The following is a 16,416-nucleotide window of genomic DNA, read 5'->3' on the forward strand; positions in this document are numbered from 1 at the left end:
GATGATGTTTGCCAATGTTTGGGTTTTTGCCCTAACCAATGGGAGAACCTATACCAAAATTTCAAAGATTCCACCGCGCAACTCCGCCCTAGTCTTAGGGACTTCGCCTAAAACCATGAGCGGCAATGCCAATCCCTATTTTATTGCAAGAATGGAGGCTGCTGCCCTTTTGTACCATCACGGCAAGATCAAACGGATTATAGTGAGTGGAGAGAAAAGCAGAGGCTACGATGAGCCTACCGCCATGAAGAACTTTCTTGTGTACCAAGAAGGAGTCCCTGCAAATATTATTCTAAAAGATTCCAAAGGGCTGAGCACCAAAGAGAGTATCGATCGGTGCAAAGAACTTTATTTGGAAAGCAATGTGATTATTGTTTCCCAAGGGTTCCACAATTTTAGAGCTCTGTTTTTTGCTAGAAATATGAAAATGAATGCCCTGGGTTTTGATGCGCAAGATATATCCAGACCTGAGAGCTTTTACCGAAACCAGGTGCGAGAGTTTTTCGCTCGCGTTCTAGCCGTGGTGCACTTTGTATTTGGAATTGGCTAAGGAGGTAGGGGCAAAGTCTCCTTGGTTTTAATTAAAATATTATCTTTGTAAAAAAATATTTAAACATGCTGGTCATAGGTATCGCAGGAGGAACTGGAAGTGGAAAAACCACAGTGGTAAACAAAATTCTTCAACAACTTAGTACAGAAGGCGTAAACGTGCTTTCACAAGACAATTATTATCATGACAACCAGCATCTTTCCCTGCATGAAAGGGAATCGCTCAATTATGATCATCCAAAATCCATCGATTTTGAGCTTCTTACAAGCCATGTAAAGAAACTTAAAAACAAAGAAAACATAGATCAACCCATCTATAGCTTTGTGACGCACAGTCGTACGGGTGACCATGTAACCATTGAGCCGAAAAATGTATTGATTGTGGAGGGTATTTTGGTATTAACCCACCCGGAACTTATCAAAGAATACGATTTGAAGGTGTTTGTCCATGCCGATTCGGACGAGAGACTTATTCGCCGGATTCGCCGCGATACCCAAGAAAGGGGACGGGACTTAGACGAGGTTTTGCATCGCTATCAAACCACCCTAAAGCCTATGCATAAGGAATTTATTGAGCCCTCAAAAAACGAAGCCGATTTAATTGTTCCCAATATGAAACATAACAATGTGGCGATTGACTTTTTAACCACAGTGATTAACAATTCTTTGAAAAAATCTATGTAATGTCGAAATCGCAAATCAAAGACCTAAAACCCAAATCCAAAACCGTAAGGCTTTTGAAGAAGTATGTACTGAATAAGTATTTTATTACGATTGTGGCTTTTTTGGTCTGGATGACGCTTTTTGACAGTACTTCGTATTTGGTTATCAATGATTTAAACAAAGAAATTGACAAATACGAAACCCAACTTGACTATTACAAAACCGAATACGAGAAGAACGATTCGTTTTATCGAAAGTTAATGAATAACAAGGACGAAAAAGAAAAATACGCACGTGAGAATTACTTCATGCGTAAACCCGACGAAGAGATTTTCATTTTGGTCGTAGATTCAAGTAATATTAAACCTGCCACTACTCGTTAGTGCCCTTAAAGCCTAGTAAATGTCTGAACCTATCTCCATAGAAGCCTGGGAAGAGCTTGTAAAGAAACAGCAAAACCTTGAGGATTTATACGAAAGTCTTTCCAAAGAGAATTTAGAAGGACTCGTGGTAAAACCTATCTATGCAAAAGAAAAGAAAGAGAGAGGAGTACTACCCCGACTTGAAGAGTCAAGTAGCTTGGTAGCCCCTTACCATGAGAGTCTAGAGCAAGATGTGTATAGTTTTACCTTGGAGAACAATGTGGAAGACCTTGAGGACAAAACCTTGTTTATAACGAGTAAAGAGCTTTGCGAGCATATTCTGACGGACTTAAATCGGGTCTTTCCCCTGGTTGAACCTTTTGAGGAGTCCACTCAGAAACTAAGCGATCAGCTCGGCAAAGAGTTCTTAGCCAAAGGATTTGAGCGCGCGCTTTGCATCGATTTGACACTTTATCAGAACGCAGGAGCAAGCATGGTGCAGCAGCTTGCTGTGGGACTTGGAAAATTAAAAGAACTTGTGGAGGTGTTTGGACCCGAGTGTCTAGAGGAGGTTCTGTTTCGCATCTCGGTAGGATCCAATTACTTTTTTGAAATTGCCAAGATTCGTGCACTTAAACTTCTTTTCAATCAGTTCTGTGGCGAATATGACAAGACGGGAGTCCCTTATATATTTGCGCAAACCAGCAATCGAAACAAATCCAAGCTGGATATAGAAAACAATTTAATTCGCTCTACCCTTGAGCTCTCTTCAGCCATGATAGGGGGCGCCGATGCGCTGTATACGAGCGATTATAAACTAGAGTCCGGTACGGAGTGGAGTCGAGAAATTGGGTTCAAACAGCAAATCGTGCTCGCTTACGAAAGTCTCATCAACGTATTTGAGGATGCCCTTGGAGGGAGTTATTATGTAGAAGACTTAACGCTTCAGCTTTGTGAAAAAGCATGGGCAGAGTTTCTGGAAATCGAAAAGGAGGGCGGATTTGAAAAAGCCTTTGAAAACGGATCCATTACCCAGAAGATTTACCAATCTGCCTGCAAAGAACAGAGTTGGGTTCAGGAGGGTAGAATTAAGCTCATTGGCGTAAACTTATATCCTAAGCACGAAGTAATTCGCACGGTGGAATCTCTTTACAGTCCGAATTCACTCAAAGCAGTTCGACTTTCTGAAATGTTTGAACTTTAAAAGAACTTCAATTACCCTCTATTCCCACGGTGAAATGGACTACGATTCCCTTCTCGATCCCGAGGTTCAACTTTTTATAGACACGCATTCTAACGAAGATCTGCGCTCTTTGATGCTAAAGAAATCTCCCTTTGAGAAGGTGAGTATGCGAGAGATCGTGGTGCAGATTAAGGGCAGGCAAATCGCAGCCAAAAAATATCCGTTTTTACGGACCGAGGGCATTGTGTTTCCCGAACATCTAAATCTAGAACAAAGCTCTTCCCTAGCCACAGCGGAGTACAAAAGTAGGGGGCGAAAAGGAGAGTCCTTTTTGGATTTAACCCTTGGGTTTGGAATTGATTCCTTCTTTTTATCTAAAGACTTTACACGCAGGGTTTTAATCGAAAAGAATTCAACTCTAATTGAGATTGTAAAGCACAATTGGAATGTTCTAGGGCAAGAGGCGGAATTTCAAACGGGCGATCTACATGATTTTTTAAGTCATTCAAATGAGAATTTTGATTTGATTTACCTGGATCCAGCGCGAAGAGATGCACAGAAAAAGAAAGTGTTTTTGCTTGAAGATTTGTCCCCTAACCTAGTAGAGATTCAATCCATGCTTCTTAAGCGTTCAAAAAAGATACTCGTTAAACTCTCCCCCTTGATTGACCTTACTTATTTGATTGAGGTTCTGGATATGGTGAGCAAAATAGAGATTGTCGCTGTAAAAAACGAAGTCAAAGAAGTTTTGGTTCATATGGAAAAGGACTTTGGGGAGAAATCCGTTCTTATTAAATGCGTCAATTTAGAATCGGGCGAACCGGATTTTGTATTTACTAGAGAAGAGGCTGAGGCTACTCCCGTTTATGGTGAGCCGAAAACGTATATCTACATACCGAACAACGCCCTTTTGAAATCGGGAGCTTTTTCCCATATCGCAAATGTTTTTGGACTTGAAAAACTAGCCAAAAATACCCATCTTTATACGTCAGATCGACTCGTAAAGGAGTTTCCAGGACGTGTGTTGCGCATGGAAATTACAGATCCCTCTACGCTACCCAAAGGCAGCCAATTCAATATTATTTCAAAAAATCATCCCTTGAAGCCGGAGGAAATTAAAAAGAAATACAAACTGAAAGACGGGGGCATGAATTACCTTATCTTTACGCAGTCTGGAAAAGGAAAAATAGTATTAAAATCAATTTAATCGTTTTGCGGAGTCTTAAGTATTTCTTACTTTTGGCGAACGAAATGCATTTGGGCCTATATTAAACTATTTGGGCCTTAAATTTAATCCCTATTGTATGAAAAAACTAGTATTTGCTGTGGCCGTATGTGCCTTTTTAGTAAGTTGTAAAAAAATTGCTGCGGGTGGTAATCAAGGAGTATTAGCCATGGAGGATGGAGTAGAGCGTTACGATTCTGAGGAATCTCGTACGGCGAAACAGGAACCTGCGGCTATGGCTGTAGATACCTTAAGTGCTCCTGCAATAAATGCAGATTCAACCAAGGTAGAACCTCAGGCTACTACGCACTAAGGAGATTCCTTACTTTTAAAGAGCAGTCCCTAAGGATTTCGTTTCCAGGTTAGGGGTTTAAACTCATAAATATTCGCGAAATGTCTTGCCCCCGCAAGGCATTTTTGCTATTTTTACACATTACGTAAATATTTGATAATGCAGCAGACCTTAAATTACATTGAGCAAAACAAAGCGCGTTTTCTAGACGAATTATTCGAACTCTTGAAAATCGCGTCCATTAGTGCAGATCCAGCGTACAACCAAGATGTTTTAGATTGTGCGGATAAAGTGGCACAATTCCTAAAAGATGCAGGGGCCGACCAAGTAGAAGTTTGCGATACCGAGGGGTATCCCATTGTGTACGGGGAAAAAATCCTCGACCCTTCTTTGCCGACCGTTTTGGTTTATGGGCATTACGATGTGCAACCGCCAGATCCCCTTGATCTTTGGAAGAAACCCCCTTTCGAACCTTATATTGAAAAAACGGAACTTCACCCAGAAGGAGCTGTGTTCGCCAGAGGTTCTGCGGATGACAAAGGGCAATTTTTCATGCATGTGAAAGCATTTGAAGCCATGATTAAGACCGATTCTTTGCCTTGCAATGTGAAATTCATTATAGAAGGAGAGGAGGAAGTAGGAAGCAAAAGTTTAGAAGGCTTTGTGAAGCAAAATACGGATAAACTTTCTTGCGACTGCATCCTGATCTCAGACACGCATATTTATTCTAGAGAACAGCCTACGGTCACCACAGGATTAAGAGGCCTAAGTTATGTCGAGGTAGAAGTCGAGGGACCGAACCGAGATCTTCACTCTGGACTTTATGGAGGCGCGGTTCCAAATCCTATTCATGTCCTTTCTCGTATGATTGGGGAATTAATTGATCAGGACGGAAGAATTAAAATTGACGGATTCTACGACAACGTTTTAGAAGTAAGCAGCGAAGAGCGCACCGAAATGAATCGCCTTAAAGACAATCCAAAAGAGTTCATGCAAAGCATTGGGCTTTCTGGGGTGGAAGGAGAAAAAGGATTCACGACTCTTGAGCGTACCTCCATTCGTCCGACTCTCGATTGCAATGGCATTTGGGGTGGGTACACAGGCGAGGGTGCCAAAACCGTCATCCCTTCCAAAGCGTTTGCTAAAATTTCGATGCGTTTGGTTCCGTACCAAACTCCAGACGAAATCACAGAAAAATTCACTGCGTATTTCAATAAAATCGCACCCGACAATGTAAAGGTGAAAGTCACTCCACATCATGGAGGAATGCCTTATGTACTGCCTAGCGATACCAAAGAATATTTAGCCGCGAAACAGGCCATGGAAACCGCCTTTGGCAAGGAAGTTCTTCCTTACCGAAGCGGAGGTAGTATCCCGATTACCGCTATGTTTGAACAAGTGCTTGAAGCGAAGTCTGTTCTTATGGGATTTGGACTTGATTCCGATGCGATTCACTCGCCAAACGAACACTACGGACTGTTTAATTTTTACAAAGGTATTGAGAGTATTCCTTTGTTCTTTGAAAATTATGCGAAAGGTTAAAGTTTAATTAATTTCTTGGAAAACGCCCCTACTTTGGGGCGTTTTTTGTATTTTTAGGACATGGAAAATAAAGTGATATACATTACCGGAGCCACCAAAGGAATTGGTTACGGAGTGGCGCAGCTTCTGCTTAAAAGTGGATACAAAGTGGCCATTAGCGGTCGAAGTGAAAAGGACGTCCAAAAAATAGCACTAGAACTAAGTCGTATTTCGATGGACGTAATCGGCGTGGTTTCGGATGTTCGGGATTTTGAAAAAGAAGAACTCGCTGTCAAAGCAATTCTAGATAAATTTGGCCGGATTGATGTGGTCATTGCCAATGCGGGCGTCGGAATCTTCAAACCGGTAGATGAACTTTCCCCCGAGGAATGGAATCAAATGATTGACACCAATTTGACCGGTGCGTTTTATACCTTGAAAGCTACGGTAGAAGCCTTGAAAGAAAGCAAAGGGTATTACATTAGTATTTCTTCTCTAGCAGGAACCAATTTCTTTGAGAACGGTTCAGCCTACAATGCAAGTAAATTTGGTGTGGTGGGATTCACTCAGGCCGCGATGCTCGATCTACGGAAATACGGCATTAGTGTTTGCACGATTATGCCCGGAACCGTATCCTCCCATTTTAATGGAAACGATCCCTCGATGAAAGACCATTGGAAGATTCAACCGGAAGACCTTGGAGAACTGATTGAAAGTATCCTGAAGATGAATCGAAGAGCGCTTCCAAGCAAGATCGAGATTCGGCCAAGTCGACCGGATTTAAAATAAACAAATTTGAACGTAATGCACTGAATAGTAAAACTTTAATTTGTTATGCATGCATAAGACTTTTTTTATTATTTTAGCAACAATTAAAATACATATAAATACATGAAAATATTAGTCTGTATCAGTAGTGTTCCCGATACTACTTCGAAAATTAATTTCACTGCGGGAGGAGAGTCTCTTGATAAGAATGGGATTCAGTGGGTGATTAACCCTCTAGATGAATTTGCACTCAGTAGAGCCATTCAACTTCAAACCAGTGCAGGAGCTGAGGTCACCGTAGTCAACGTGGGTCCGGCAGAAAATGAACCCATTATTCGCAAAGCACTTGCGACAGGTGCAAACCAAGCAGTACGCGTGAATTTGGATCCTCAAGATAGTTTTTCAACGGCGAAGGCTCTTGCGCAAGTGGCGGGTGCAGGTTCATACGACCTTATTTTGTGTGGAAAGGAATCTATTGATTACAATGGAGGCTCCGTTCCCGGAATGCTTGCCGAGCTTTTAGATTCTCCTTTTGTGAATGCATGCGTCGGATTAGAAGTAGAAGAAGCGCAGCTTAAAGCCGTTCGTGAAATTGAAGGGGGAAAAGAAACCATTTCAGTTAAACTTCCTGCGGTTATTGCAGGACAGAAAGGACTCGTAGACGAAAAAGAGGTGATTATACCAAATATTCGTGGAATTATGGGAGCAAGAAGCAAGCCTTTAGAGGTGGTAGAACCCCAGCAACAAGACGTTCGCGTAAAAGCGGAAACCTTTGAAAGAGTAGCGCCTCGTGCGGCTGTGAAATTGGTTTCGCCAGACAATCTTGACGAGTTAGTAAGACTTTTGCATGAAGAAGCGAAAGTAATCTAATCTAAGTATTAACGAAGAAAAAATAAATAAAATGGCAGTATTTGTCTACGCAGAAACAATAAACGGAGTTTATAAAAAAGCAGCTTTTGAGGCCGTCTCCTATGGGAAAGCAATTGCAGACCTATCGGGTGAGAGTGTCACTGCAATCTCCATTAACCCGAGTGATTCTTCTGATGTGTTATACCGTTACGGTGCCTCGGAAGTCATTGAAATTAAAGACGAAGGACTAAAGAATTTTAGTGCAAAAGCAGTTGCAAAAGCAATTGGGGAAGTACTAGACGGTTCCGTAATTGTATTCCCTCACACGACGGATGCCTCCTCGGTGGCTCCCATGCTATCTGTAGCGAAGGAATATAGTTTGATTACCAATGCAATGGAAGCGCCTTCAAGTGTTTCTCCCTTCACTGTAAAGCGTAAAGCGTTTTCAGGGAAAGGAATTATGAACGCGGTTGCGACGAGTAATAAGGTGATTGTAACCGTATCTCAGAACTCCTATGGAGTGAAAGAAAATCCAGTGCAAGGTTCAACCACAGAAAAAGCATTAAGTGTACAAAACGAAGACACCAAAGTGATCTCTCATGAGCAGTCTTCTGGAAAGCTAGATTTAAAAGAAGCCGAAATTGTGGTTTCTGCCGGTCGAGGAATGAAAGGACCTGAAAATTGGGGCATGATTGAAGAGCTTGCAGAAGTACTAGGTGCCGCTACGGCCTGTTCAAAACCTGTATCCGATATAGGTTGGAGACCTCACAGTGAACACGTAGGGCAAACAGGGAAAGCGATTGCTCCCAATTTGTATATCGCAGTAGGAATTTCCGGCGCGATTCAGCATTTGGCCGGAGTAAACTCTTCGAAAACCATTGTCGTGGTGAATAACGATGCAGAAGCACCGTTTTTCAAATCTGCTGATTATGGGGTTGTAGGAGATGCTTTTGATGTCATTCCTAAACTCACAGAGAAAATTAAAGCTTTCAAGGGATAAGATCGTACTTGAATCTTTTAATACAAATAGAGGACTGCGTAAATTTTATGCAGTCCTTTTTTTTGAGCAAGTCGTACGAAAGGGTAGAGTTTTGACTCCAATGAAGGGACTCTTGCACAGATTGTAAATATCTTGAAAAGCCATTTTCAAAATCACTATCTTTGCAAAAATATTAGTTAAATGCGCCAAGATCGAAATCAATCGGATAGACCTAGAAAACCAAGACCCTCCAAACCAAGCCCTTCAGGGGATCGGCGCCCTCGCACGCAAGAACCGAGAGAGTCCAATTTCTCAAGAGAGTCAAAAGAGCCTAAGGAGCCACAGACTTCTAGAGAACCTAGACTTTTCACAAAAGGAGAGGCAAAGTCCTTTAATTCAGCACGTCCCAAAAGAGGAGGATCAAGACCGTTTGATGCTAGAGATAAATATTCGAAAGGAGATTTGAAATATCCAAGGAAGCCATTTTCTAGAGGAGACGAAAAAGGAGAGGATAGAGGACGTAATTTTGTGCAACAACGTCGTTTAAAGAAAATTGAAAAAGACCTTCACAAAGATACCATCCGTTTAAATAAATACATCGCAAACTCTGGAATTTGTTCTAGAAGAGAAGCGGACGAACTCATTACCCAAGGGCTTGTAGAAGTGAATGGGAAAGTGGTAACGGAGATGGGATACCAAGTCGAGAAAACGGACCGAGTGGTTTTCGACGGTCAGAACATTACGCCGGAAAAACCTGTTTATGTACTTTTAAACAAACCAAAAGGATACATCTCAACCACGAAGGATGAAAAGGCTCGTAAAACCGTAATGGATTTAGTGGCAAACGCCTCTCCCTACCGACTTTTTCCTGTAGGACGGTTAGATCGTACTACAATGGGGGTCATTCTATTAACCAATGACGGTCACTTAACTAAAAAGTTGACTCACCCTTCTTTTAATGTGAAAAAGATCTACCACGTGACTTTGGATCGTAAACTTTCTACGGACGATTTAAGAATTATTTCCGAAGGCGTTCGTCTAGACGAAGGTATTGCGGAAGTAGATAGCATTTCCTTTATTGAAGGGAAACCAAAGAATGAGATTGGAATCGAAATTCACATGGGATGGAATCGCGTGATTCGTCGTATTTTCCAGAAATTAGGATACGAAGTGGAAACCCTAGACCGCGTAATGTTTTCAGGGCTAACCAAAAAGAATATCAAAAGAGGACATTGGAGAATTCTTACTGAGCAAGAGGTAAACAATTTGAAAATGCTCTAGGCAAAAACCTACCTTTAGAAAATAAAAAAATGCAACCCTCGGGCTGCATTTTTTGTTTCGTAAATAAATTTTTTACCCTAGTATAGTAACTCCCTTTTCTAAAAGTTCGTAGATGGTATCGCGTCCGTTGTCCGGTTTTACATTGACTGCTCGTGTTCCATTAAAATGGAGACAAGTGAGATACCCTAAATCAAAGGCATCGATCGCAGTGAATTTGACGCAGTAATCTAGAGCCAGGCCTACGATTTCCACGAGTTGAATTTCATGGTATTTGAGATAGTCATCAAGTCCTGTTTTTGCAAAATGATTGTTGTCTTGAAATGCGCTATAGCTATCAATCTCTGGGTTTTTCCCTTTCTGTATAATATGAGTGGCTTTGGATAGGTCTAATTCCGGATGGAATTCAGCTCCCTTGGTGTTTTGAACACAATGGTCTGGCCACATGAACTGACTAGTTCCATTAAGGGTGATCGTGTCTCCCACTTGTTTTCCATTGTTGGAAGCAAAGCTTTTGTGATTTGCAGGATGCCAATCTTGTGAAAATACAATTTGGTCGTACTGGTTTTCTTCCATTAAAAGATTGATATAGGGAATGATTTCATTGCTTTTGGGAACGGCTAATGAACCGTCTTGACAGAAATCGTTTTGAACATCTACGACGAGTAAGGCTTTTTTCATATTCTTATTGTTTTCCTCTGTAAGGCTGCTAAAGGGTACATCCTTATTTATTTATAAATATTTAATCTAATCGTGTAATCCGTTTTACAGAATCTAAACTAACTTTACACAAATAAGCGACCGAATGCAAAAGACAAGACAAATTGTCGCTTATACAAATTTATAAAAGATAAAATGGACATTCGATATCCGATAGGAGAATACAAACAAAGTGAAAAAATCACGGACGTAGACGTTGACAAACACCTACGCACGCTAAAAGATTTTTATCCTAAATTGAAAAATCTAGTGGAGGGGTGGACCACGGAGCAGCTCGACACACCTTACCGCGAAGGAGGGTGGACAGCTCGCCAACTAATTAATCATTTGGCCGATAGTCATATGAATAGCTATTTGCGCTTTAAATTGGCCCTTACGGAAGAAAACCCCACGGTCAAAACCTACAAAGAAAGCGCATGGGCAGAATTGCAAGATAGTTTTTCGATCGATATCAAGCCCTCGATGCTCATACTAAAAGGTCTTCACAAACGCTGGGTTTTTGAAATTAAAGCTCTGACCAACAAAGAACTCAAACGTACGTTTTACCACACGGAATACGATCGTTCCTTTACGCTACGAGAAAGTCTTGCCTACTATGCTTGGCATTGTGAGCATCATTTAGCGCAGTTGCAAGCTCTTAAAGACAAAGAAGGCTGGTAATATATTAGGCTTTTGAATACACTATTTTTCAAAGGGTTTTCAACGAAGGTGGATTGAGCCAATTGGTTTTCCTTAAAGCGCTAAATTTTAATGGAAATCAGTCCGATAGAAAAAAAATACTTTCTATCGGAGCGAGTGGCAACGAATTTGCAATGTAAGGAAATCAGCGAATTCAATCGCTCTATTTTTTGATATTTACTTGTCTATCTCTTCCATAGAAATAGCTCTAAGCTATAGGTAGATTAAGTAAAAGTCAAATGGGTTGTGAGGGACTGTCGTTTGTTTAACTAATAAATAAAATAGTTTGGGATATGAGTCTTTTTAATTTATTTAGCTCGGGTTCAAACCCTTCTTTTGAACTGGATGCACGATGGATTGCCTTGCGTAGTGAAGCCGATTGGAAGGCTGCGCTAGAGGCTTCGAACCACAAGAAGGTGGTGGTCTTTAAACACTCTACGACATGCCATGTAAGTAAGATGGTATTAAAAAACTTTCAACGCGAGATGCAAGAAGAGGATAAGGAAGTGAATTTCTATTATCTAGACTTACTTCAATACCGAAAACTTTCCAACCAAATTGCAAGTGACCTAAAAATCATTCATCAAAGCCCACAGCTCCTAGTGATTGAGAATGGAGTTTGCACAGAAAATAGTTCACACCAAGCAATTTCATTATCTTTGGTCTAGTTTTAGACTATGGAAAATATTGAACACTATCTTTCTGATGTTTTAGAGATACCCATGGAAGCCATTGGTATTTGCGGCGCGTACTATACCCTTCAGCATATAAAGAAGGGAGAGGTTCTTTTAAGGGCAGGGGAGATTTGCCAGAGTACCTATTTTGTAGAGAAGGGACTTCTTCGAATGTATTCGATTGATCCCAATGGCAAAGAACACATCATTCAATTTGCTCCTGAAAAATGGCTGATGAGTGACCGCAGTTCCCTCTATTTTAATGAAAAATCGAACTATTACATTGAGGCGGTCGAAGACAGCGAGATTCTTTCTTTAAGTTCAGACTTTTTCTCAAACCTAAGTATGCAGTTTCCAGGGACAATCGTCAACAACGATCTTCTTCTGCAGAAACATATTCGTTCCCTTCAAAACCGAATCAATTCTCTATTGTCAGACACTGCTTCGCAGCGGTATTTGAATTTTCTCAAGATGTATCCTAATTTAATGCAACGAGCCCCCCAGTGGATGGTGGCTTCTTACCTAGGAATCACTCCAGAGAGTTTAAGCCGAGTTCGAAAAGAACTCGTAAGCAAAGAAAAATAACTACCCATACAAACAAAGCCACTCGATGAGTGGCTTTTGTTGTTAGGTTCAAACCCTTTCTTAGGAGGGTATATTCAAAAAGTATAGAGCTCTATTTCCCTAAATAGGATTTAAGGATTTTACTTCTTGTATTGTGCTTAAGACGTTTGATCGCTTTTTCTTTGATTTGACGTACTCTTTCTCTTGTAAGGTCAAAGGTTTCTCCAATTTCCTCTAAGGTCATCGGATGCTTTCCGTTAAGTCCAAAGTAAAGTCTTACTAGATCAGCTTCTCTTGGCGTTAGCGTCTGAAGCGCTCTTTCAATTTCAATTTGAAGAGATTCTAGCATCAAATCTTTATCTGGACTTGGAGATTCACCGGAACGAAGTACATCGTAAAGGTTACTGTCTTCCCCTTCCACCAAAGGCGCATCCATAGAGAGGTGACGTCCACTGTTTTTCATGGATTCTTTAATGTCATCCTCGCTCATGTCAAGAACTTCTGCCAACTCTTCTGGGGAAGGAGGTCTTTCATTCTCTTGTTCTAAGTGTGCGTAGGCTTTGTTGATTTTATTGATGGACCCAATTTTATTTAAAGGCAATCTCACAATTCTAGATTGCTCTGCTAACGCTTGTAAAATACTCTGACGAATCCACCATACGGCGTAAGAAATGAATTTAAATCCTCTTGTTTCGTCGTACCGTTTGGCCGCTTTCATTAAACCTAAGTTTCCTTCGTTGATTAAATCGGGAAGGGAAAGTCCTTGGTTCTGGTATTGTTTCGATACGGAAACCACGAAACGTAAATTTGCTTTAATAAGTTTTTCAAGGGCTATGCGGTCTCCTGCACGAATCTTCTGTGCAAGTTCCACTTCTTCGTCTGCCGTAATTAGTTCCACTTTACCAATCTCCTGAAGATACTTGTCTAAGGACGCCGTCTCACGGTTGGTAACCTGCTTTGTAATTTTTAACTGTCTCATGTAAACTTGTGCCCGGTATTTATAGGGCTCTACTTATATATACGTTCAACATGACCAAAAGGTTACACTCTTTTTGCTTTTCTTTTTCTTTCGCCCTTCAAAATGAGTGGAAAAGAGGGCGCTATGGCCGTGGTGGAGTGTGATTTGACAAGGTGACATTCAGAAAACCTAAGGGTAAACACTTGTGGGTTTTCCATTCTCTATGAGGGCATATCGCGTTAAATTTCGTAATTTTGTACGATTTTGATTCTGATAGTCAAAGTCCTAAAATAATGAACGAAGAAATCGAATATATAGAAATATACGGCGCACGAGAGCATAACTTAAAGAATATTGATGTGCGCATTCCGCGCAATCAATTGGTCGTGATTACAGGACTCTCCGGTAGTGGAAAATCCTCTCTCGCTTTTGATACCATTTTTGCGGAAGGACAAAGGCGATACATTGAAACTTTTTCTGCCTATGCAAGGCAGTTTCTAGGAGGATTAGAACGTCCTGACGTAGATAAAATTGAAGGGCTGTCTCCCGTCATTGCCATTGAACAAAAAACCACGAACAAAAATCCAAGATCCACCGTGGGAACGGTTACGGAATTATACGATTTCCTACGCCTTCTTTTCGCTCGCGTCTCTGAGGCTTATTCCCAAAGTTCGGGCAAAAAGCTGGTAAGCTATACGGAAGAGCAAATTTTAGAGGTGATCAAGTCTAATTACCAAGGAGAGAAAGTACTTCTTTTGGCTCCTGTGATTCGCTCCCGAAAAGGACATTACCATGAGCTGTTCGTGCAAATGGCTAAGAAAGGATATGGACAGGCTAGGATTGACGGCGAGTTGCAAGACATCGAGTACGATCTAAAATTAGATCGCTATAAAACGCATGATATTGACATTGTTGTCGACCGATGGATCATCGGGGAGAATGCGACAGAAAGCCGAATGGAAAGTTCGCTAAGAACTGCAATGGAAATGGGAGAGGGCGTGATCGGAATTCAAAAACTCCACGAAACGGAAATTCATTATTTCTCTAAGAAATTAATGGATGACGATTCGGGTCTTTCCTTAGCGCTTCCAGAACCCAATACATTTTCTTTCAATTCCCCAAAAGGGAGCTGTCCTGTTTGCAAGGGACTAGGGAGCGTGAAGAAAATAAACAAAGAATATTTTGTTGAGAATCCGAAATTATCCATTAGCCGAGGTGCCCTTCGGCCACTGGAGGATATCAAAAACAACAAATGGCTAATGGGTCAAATAAAATCGATTCTTGAGATTTTTGGACAAGACCTAAATACACCGTTTTCGGAAATCTCCGCTGAGGCATTGGATTACCTTTACAATGGACTCCATAAAGAATTCAATAAAGATCTAAAATACGCTGGAATTTCGAAGAAGATAAAAGTAAATTTTGAAGGGTTAATTCCTTACATGGAGGATCTCATTGCAAACAAAGAAAATTATGACGCCGTTCTATTAGAAAGGCATTTCACCACAGAAGATGTGTGTCCAAGCTGCCACGGTGCTCGTCTTCAAATAGAAAGTTTAAGCTTTAAAATTGATGAGTTGAATATCGCGCAGGTCAGTGCGATGTCACTAACTGAACTCAAAGAGTGGCTAAACCAACTAGACGGAAAGTTTTCAAAAACCCATACACTCATTGCCTCCGAAATCTTAAAAGAAATCAAAACTCGTTTGCAATTTCTACTTGACGTAGGACTTGATTATTTAAGTCTTAACCGAAGTTCTCGAACCCTCTCCGGTGGAGAAAGCCAGAGGATTCGACTCGCAACTCAAATTGGCTCTCAGCTTGTCAATGTCTTGTACATTTTGGACGAACCGAGCATTGGTCTTCATCAAAGGGACAACGAAAGACTCATCGCGTCACTTAAAAACTTGCGGGATTTAGGAAACTCGGTTTTGGTAGTAGAACATGATAAGGATATGATTCTAGAGGCGGATCATGTGCTTGATATTGGACCTCGAGCAGGGAAGCACGGTGGCGAAGTACTATGGCAGGGAGATCCGAAGGATCTAACCTCTGCCCATACAATCACTTCTGATTATCTAAGTGGAAAGCGCAAAATTGAGGTTCCCACTGAGCGAAGAAAAGGCAATGGGAAGACCTTAAGTCTCAAAGGAGCGAGTGGAAACAATTTGAAGAATGTAAATGTAGACATCCCTTTAGGACAACTTGTAGTGGTCACTGGGATTTCAGGAAGTGGAAAATCTTCCCTTATCAACGGAACACTCTATCCCATTTTAAATAAACATTTCTATCGAAGCCTTCAAGAGCCTCTGCCTTATAAGAAGTTTACAGGCATAGAGCATATTGATAAAATTGTCGATGTGGATCAAACTCCCATTGGACGAACTCCGCGAAGCAATCCTGCCACTTATACGGGAATGTTTTCTGACATTCGTACGCTGTTCTCAGAGTTGCCAGAGAGTAAAATTCGAGGCTATAAGCCCGGAAGATTCTCCTTTAACGTGAAAGGCGGACGCTGCGAAACCTGCCAAGGGGGAGGACTTAAGGTGATTGAAATGAACTTCCTCCCCGATGTGTATGTGCACTGTGAAACCTGCAATGGTAAACGCTTTAACCGGGAAACTCTAGAGGTACGTTACAAAGGAAAATCCATCTCCGACGTTCTTGAAATGACTATTGATGAGGCTGTAGAATTCTTTCAGCCCATTCCTAAGATCTACAGCAGAGTCAAGACTCTACATGATGTGGGACTTGGCTACATTACGTTAGGACAGCAGTCTACCACTCTTTCAGGAGGGGAAGCTCAAAGAATTAAATTAGCAACCGAACTTTCCAAAAAGCAAACCGGAAGCACGCTTTATATTTTAGATGAACCCACAACGGGACTTCATTTTGAAGACATTCGAATTTTGATGGATACCGTGGCAAGGCTTGTGGATTTGGGAAATTCGTTTATTATCATTGAGCACAATATGGATGTAATTAAATTAGCCGATTACATTATTGATGTAGGGCCAGAAGGAGGCAAGCGTGGTGGAACCATTGTGGCCAAAGGCACACCGGAAGAAATTGTGAAGAACAAAAAATCGGTTACAGGACGCTTTTTGAAAGAGGAACTTTAAATGCCCAAAAGGGTTTATCTAAGAGCGTTAG

The 16,416-nt window shown here is 41.2% G+C and carries 17 protein-coding genes; 15 read left to right on the top strand and 2 right to left on the bottom strand.

Going from position 1 to position 16,416, the window contains the following annotated elements:
- Position 1: 1 nt before the first annotated feature.
- From AC3IRX_RS00750 to AC3IRX_RS00800, 11 genes are all read left to right on the top strand, one after another.
- Positions 2 to 550, top strand: coding sequence for a SanA/YdcF family protein (locus AC3IRX_RS00750; RefSeq protein ID WP_489211492.1), 549 nt, complete (start codon positions 2 to 4; stop codon positions 548 to 550).
- Positions 551 to 615: 65 nt separating this feature from the next.
- A complete protein-coding gene (gene udk / locus AC3IRX_RS00755) occupies positions 616 to 1,233 on the top strand; it encodes a uridine kinase (RefSeq protein ID WP_489210609.1) in 618 nt (205 codons plus the stop codon).
- Complete coding sequence (locus AC3IRX_RS00760) at positions 1,233 to 1,595, top strand: FtsB family cell division protein (protein ID WP_489210610.1); 363 nt, start codon at positions 1,233 to 1,235, stop codon at positions 1,593 to 1,595. Before udk ends, AC3IRX_RS00760 begins: the two co-directional genes overlap by 1 nt.
- Before the next feature lie 19 nt (positions 1,596 to 1,614).
- Positions 1,615 to 2,778 carry a methylmalonyl-CoA mutase family protein gene (locus AC3IRX_RS00765; RefSeq protein ID WP_489210611.1) on the top strand — a complete coding sequence of 388 codons (1,164 nt, stop codon included), beginning with the start codon at positions 1,615 to 1,617 and terminating at the stop codon, positions 2,776 to 2,778.
- Positions 2,779 to 2,812: 34 nt separating this feature from the next.
- On the top strand, positions 2,813 to 3,964 hold the full coding sequence (locus AC3IRX_RS00770; RefSeq protein WP_489211493.1) for a THUMP-like domain-containing protein: 1,152 nt from the start codon (positions 2,813 to 2,815) through the stop codon (positions 3,962 to 3,964).
- A 97-nt stretch (positions 3,965 to 4,061) separates the two neighbouring features.
- The gene (locus AC3IRX_RS00775) at positions 4,062 to 4,295 is read left to right on the top strand and encodes a hypothetical protein (RefSeq protein ID WP_489210612.1); all 234 of its coding nucleotides are present in this window, start codon (positions 4,062 to 4,064) and stop codon (positions 4,293 to 4,295) included.
- Positions 4,296 to 4,433: 138 nt separating this feature from the next.
- Positions 4,434 to 5,816 (top strand): dipeptidase, encoded by a 1,383-nt coding sequence (locus AC3IRX_RS00780; protein ID WP_489210613.1) that lies wholly within the window; start codon positions 4,434 to 4,436, stop codon positions 5,814 to 5,816.
- Positions 5,817 to 5,876: 60 nt separating this feature from the next.
- Positions 5,877 to 6,584, top strand: a complete 708-nt coding sequence (locus tag AC3IRX_RS00785) for an SDR family oxidoreductase (RefSeq protein WP_489210614.1) — start codon at positions 5,877 to 5,879, stop codon at positions 6,582 to 6,584.
- 102 nt (positions 6,585 to 6,686) lie between these two features.
- Positions 6,687 to 7,433, top strand: coding sequence for an electron transfer flavoprotein subunit beta/FixA family protein (locus AC3IRX_RS00790; protein WP_459084085.1), 747 nt, complete (start codon positions 6,687 to 6,689; stop codon positions 7,431 to 7,433).
- Between the two features lie 31 nt (positions 7,434 to 7,464).
- The gene (locus AC3IRX_RS00795) at positions 7,465 to 8,412 is read left to right on the top strand and encodes an electron transfer flavoprotein subunit alpha/FixB family protein (RefSeq protein ID WP_489210615.1); all 948 of its coding nucleotides are present in this window, start codon (positions 7,465 to 7,467) and stop codon (positions 8,410 to 8,412) included.
- Positions 8,413 to 8,592: 180 nt separating this feature from the next.
- The gene (locus tag AC3IRX_RS00800; protein ID WP_489210616.1) at positions 8,593 to 9,672 is read left to right on the top strand and encodes a pseudouridine synthase; all 1,080 of its coding nucleotides are present in this window, start codon (positions 8,593 to 8,595) and stop codon (positions 9,670 to 9,672) included.
- Between the two features lie 72 nt (positions 9,673 to 9,744).
- Here the strand turns inward: AC3IRX_RS00800 and pncA are convergent, their stop codons facing one another.
- Positions 9,745 to 10,350: a bifunctional nicotinamidase/pyrazinamidase gene (gene pncA / locus AC3IRX_RS00805; protein ID WP_489210617.1), complete on the bottom strand. Its 606-nt coding sequence runs from the start codon at positions 10,348 to 10,350 to the stop codon at positions 9,745 to 9,747.
- Between the two features lie 174 nt (positions 10,351 to 10,524).
- Between pncA and AC3IRX_RS00810 the strand changes: the two genes are divergently transcribed.
- From AC3IRX_RS00810 to AC3IRX_RS00820, 3 genes are all read left to right on the top strand, one after another.
- The gene (locus tag AC3IRX_RS00810) at positions 10,525 to 11,049 is read left to right on the top strand and encodes a YfiT family bacillithiol transferase (protein ID WP_489210618.1); all 525 of its coding nucleotides are present in this window, start codon (positions 10,525 to 10,527) and stop codon (positions 11,047 to 11,049) included.
- A gap of 311 nt (positions 11,050 to 11,360) precedes the next feature.
- Entirely contained in the window at positions 11,361 to 11,735 is a 375-nt protein-coding gene (gene ytxJ / locus AC3IRX_RS00815) for a bacillithiol system redox-active protein YtxJ (RefSeq protein WP_489210619.1), read from the top strand.
- Between the two features lie 9 nt (positions 11,736 to 11,744).
- A complete protein-coding gene (locus AC3IRX_RS00820) occupies positions 11,745 to 12,326 on the top strand; it encodes a Crp/Fnr family transcriptional regulator (RefSeq protein ID WP_489210620.1) in 582 nt (193 codons plus the stop codon).
- 91 nt (positions 12,327 to 12,417) lie between these two features.
- On the opposite strand, the gene AC3IRX_RS00825 is transcribed toward AC3IRX_RS00820, so the two are convergent.
- The gene (locus AC3IRX_RS00825) at positions 12,418 to 13,284 is read right to left on the bottom strand and encodes a sigma-70 family RNA polymerase sigma factor (protein WP_459084078.1); all 867 of its coding nucleotides are present in this window, start codon (positions 13,282 to 13,284) and stop codon (positions 12,418 to 12,420) included.
- A 272-nt stretch (positions 13,285 to 13,556) separates the two neighbouring features.
- On the opposite strand from AC3IRX_RS00825, the gene uvrA reads away from it, so the two are divergent.
- Entirely contained in the window at positions 13,557 to 16,385 is a 2,829-nt protein-coding gene (uvrA, locus tag AC3IRX_RS00830; RefSeq protein ID WP_489210621.1) for an excinuclease ABC subunit UvrA, read from the top strand.
- Positions 16,386 to 16,416: the final 31 nt, after the last annotated feature.

It is taken from the genome of Epilithonimonas sp. KH_059 (assembly GCF_057838485.1).

What these genes read in the sequence shown, in the direction of transcription:
- AC3IRX_RS00750 (WP_489211492.1), top strand. Translation starts at nt 2, where the DNA reads ATGATGTTTGCCAATGTTTGGGTTTTTGCCCTAACCAATGGGAGAACC.
- udk (WP_489210609.1), top strand. Translation starts at nt 616, where the DNA reads ATGCTGGTCATAGGTATCGCAGGAGGAACTGGAAGTGGAAAAACCACA.
- AC3IRX_RS00760 (WP_489210610.1), top strand. Translation starts at nt 1,233, where the DNA reads ATGTCGAAATCGCAAATCAAAGACCTAAAACCCAAATCCAAAACCGTA.
- AC3IRX_RS00765 (WP_489210611.1), top strand. Translation starts at nt 1,615, where the DNA reads ATGTCTGAACCTATCTCCATAGAAGCCTGGGAAGAGCTTGTAAAGAAA.
- AC3IRX_RS00770 (WP_489211493.1), top strand. Translation starts at nt 2,813, where the DNA reads ATGGACTACGATTCCCTTCTCGATCCCGAGGTTCAACTTTTTATAGAC.
- AC3IRX_RS00775 (WP_489210612.1), top strand. Translation starts at nt 4,062, where the DNA reads ATGAAAAAACTAGTATTTGCTGTGGCCGTATGTGCCTTTTTAGTAAGT.
- AC3IRX_RS00780 (WP_489210613.1), top strand. Translation starts at nt 4,434, where the DNA reads ATGCAGCAGACCTTAAATTACATTGAGCAAAACAAAGCGCGTTTTCTA.
- AC3IRX_RS00785 (WP_489210614.1), top strand. Translation starts at nt 5,877, where the DNA reads ATGGAAAATAAAGTGATATACATTACCGGAGCCACCAAAGGAATTGGT.
- AC3IRX_RS00790 (WP_459084085.1), top strand. Translation starts at nt 6,687, where the DNA reads ATGAAAATATTAGTCTGTATCAGTAGTGTTCCCGATACTACTTCGAAA.
- AC3IRX_RS00795 (WP_489210615.1), top strand. Translation starts at nt 7,465, where the DNA reads ATGGCAGTATTTGTCTACGCAGAAACAATAAACGGAGTTTATAAAAAA.
- AC3IRX_RS00800 (WP_489210616.1), top strand. Translation starts at nt 8,593, where the DNA reads ATGCGCCAAGATCGAAATCAATCGGATAGACCTAGAAAACCAAGACCC.
- pncA (WP_489210617.1), bottom strand. Translation starts at nt 10,350, where the DNA reads ATGAAAAAAGCCTTACTCGTCGTAGATGTTCAAAACGATTTCTGTCAA.
- AC3IRX_RS00810 (WP_489210618.1), top strand. Translation starts at nt 10,525, where the DNA reads ATGGACATTCGATATCCGATAGGAGAATACAAACAAAGTGAAAAAATC.
- ytxJ (WP_489210619.1), top strand. Translation starts at nt 11,361, where the DNA reads ATGAGTCTTTTTAATTTATTTAGCTCGGGTTCAAACCCTTCTTTTGAA.
- AC3IRX_RS00820 (WP_489210620.1), top strand. Translation starts at nt 11,745, where the DNA reads ATGGAAAATATTGAACACTATCTTTCTGATGTTTTAGAGATACCCATG.
- AC3IRX_RS00825 (WP_459084078.1), bottom strand. Translation starts at nt 13,284, where the DNA reads ATGAGACAGTTAAAAATTACAAAGCAGGTTACCAACCGTGAGACGGCG.
- uvrA (WP_489210621.1), top strand. Translation starts at nt 13,557, where the DNA reads ATGAACGAAGAAATCGAATATATAGAAATATACGGCGCACGAGAGCAT.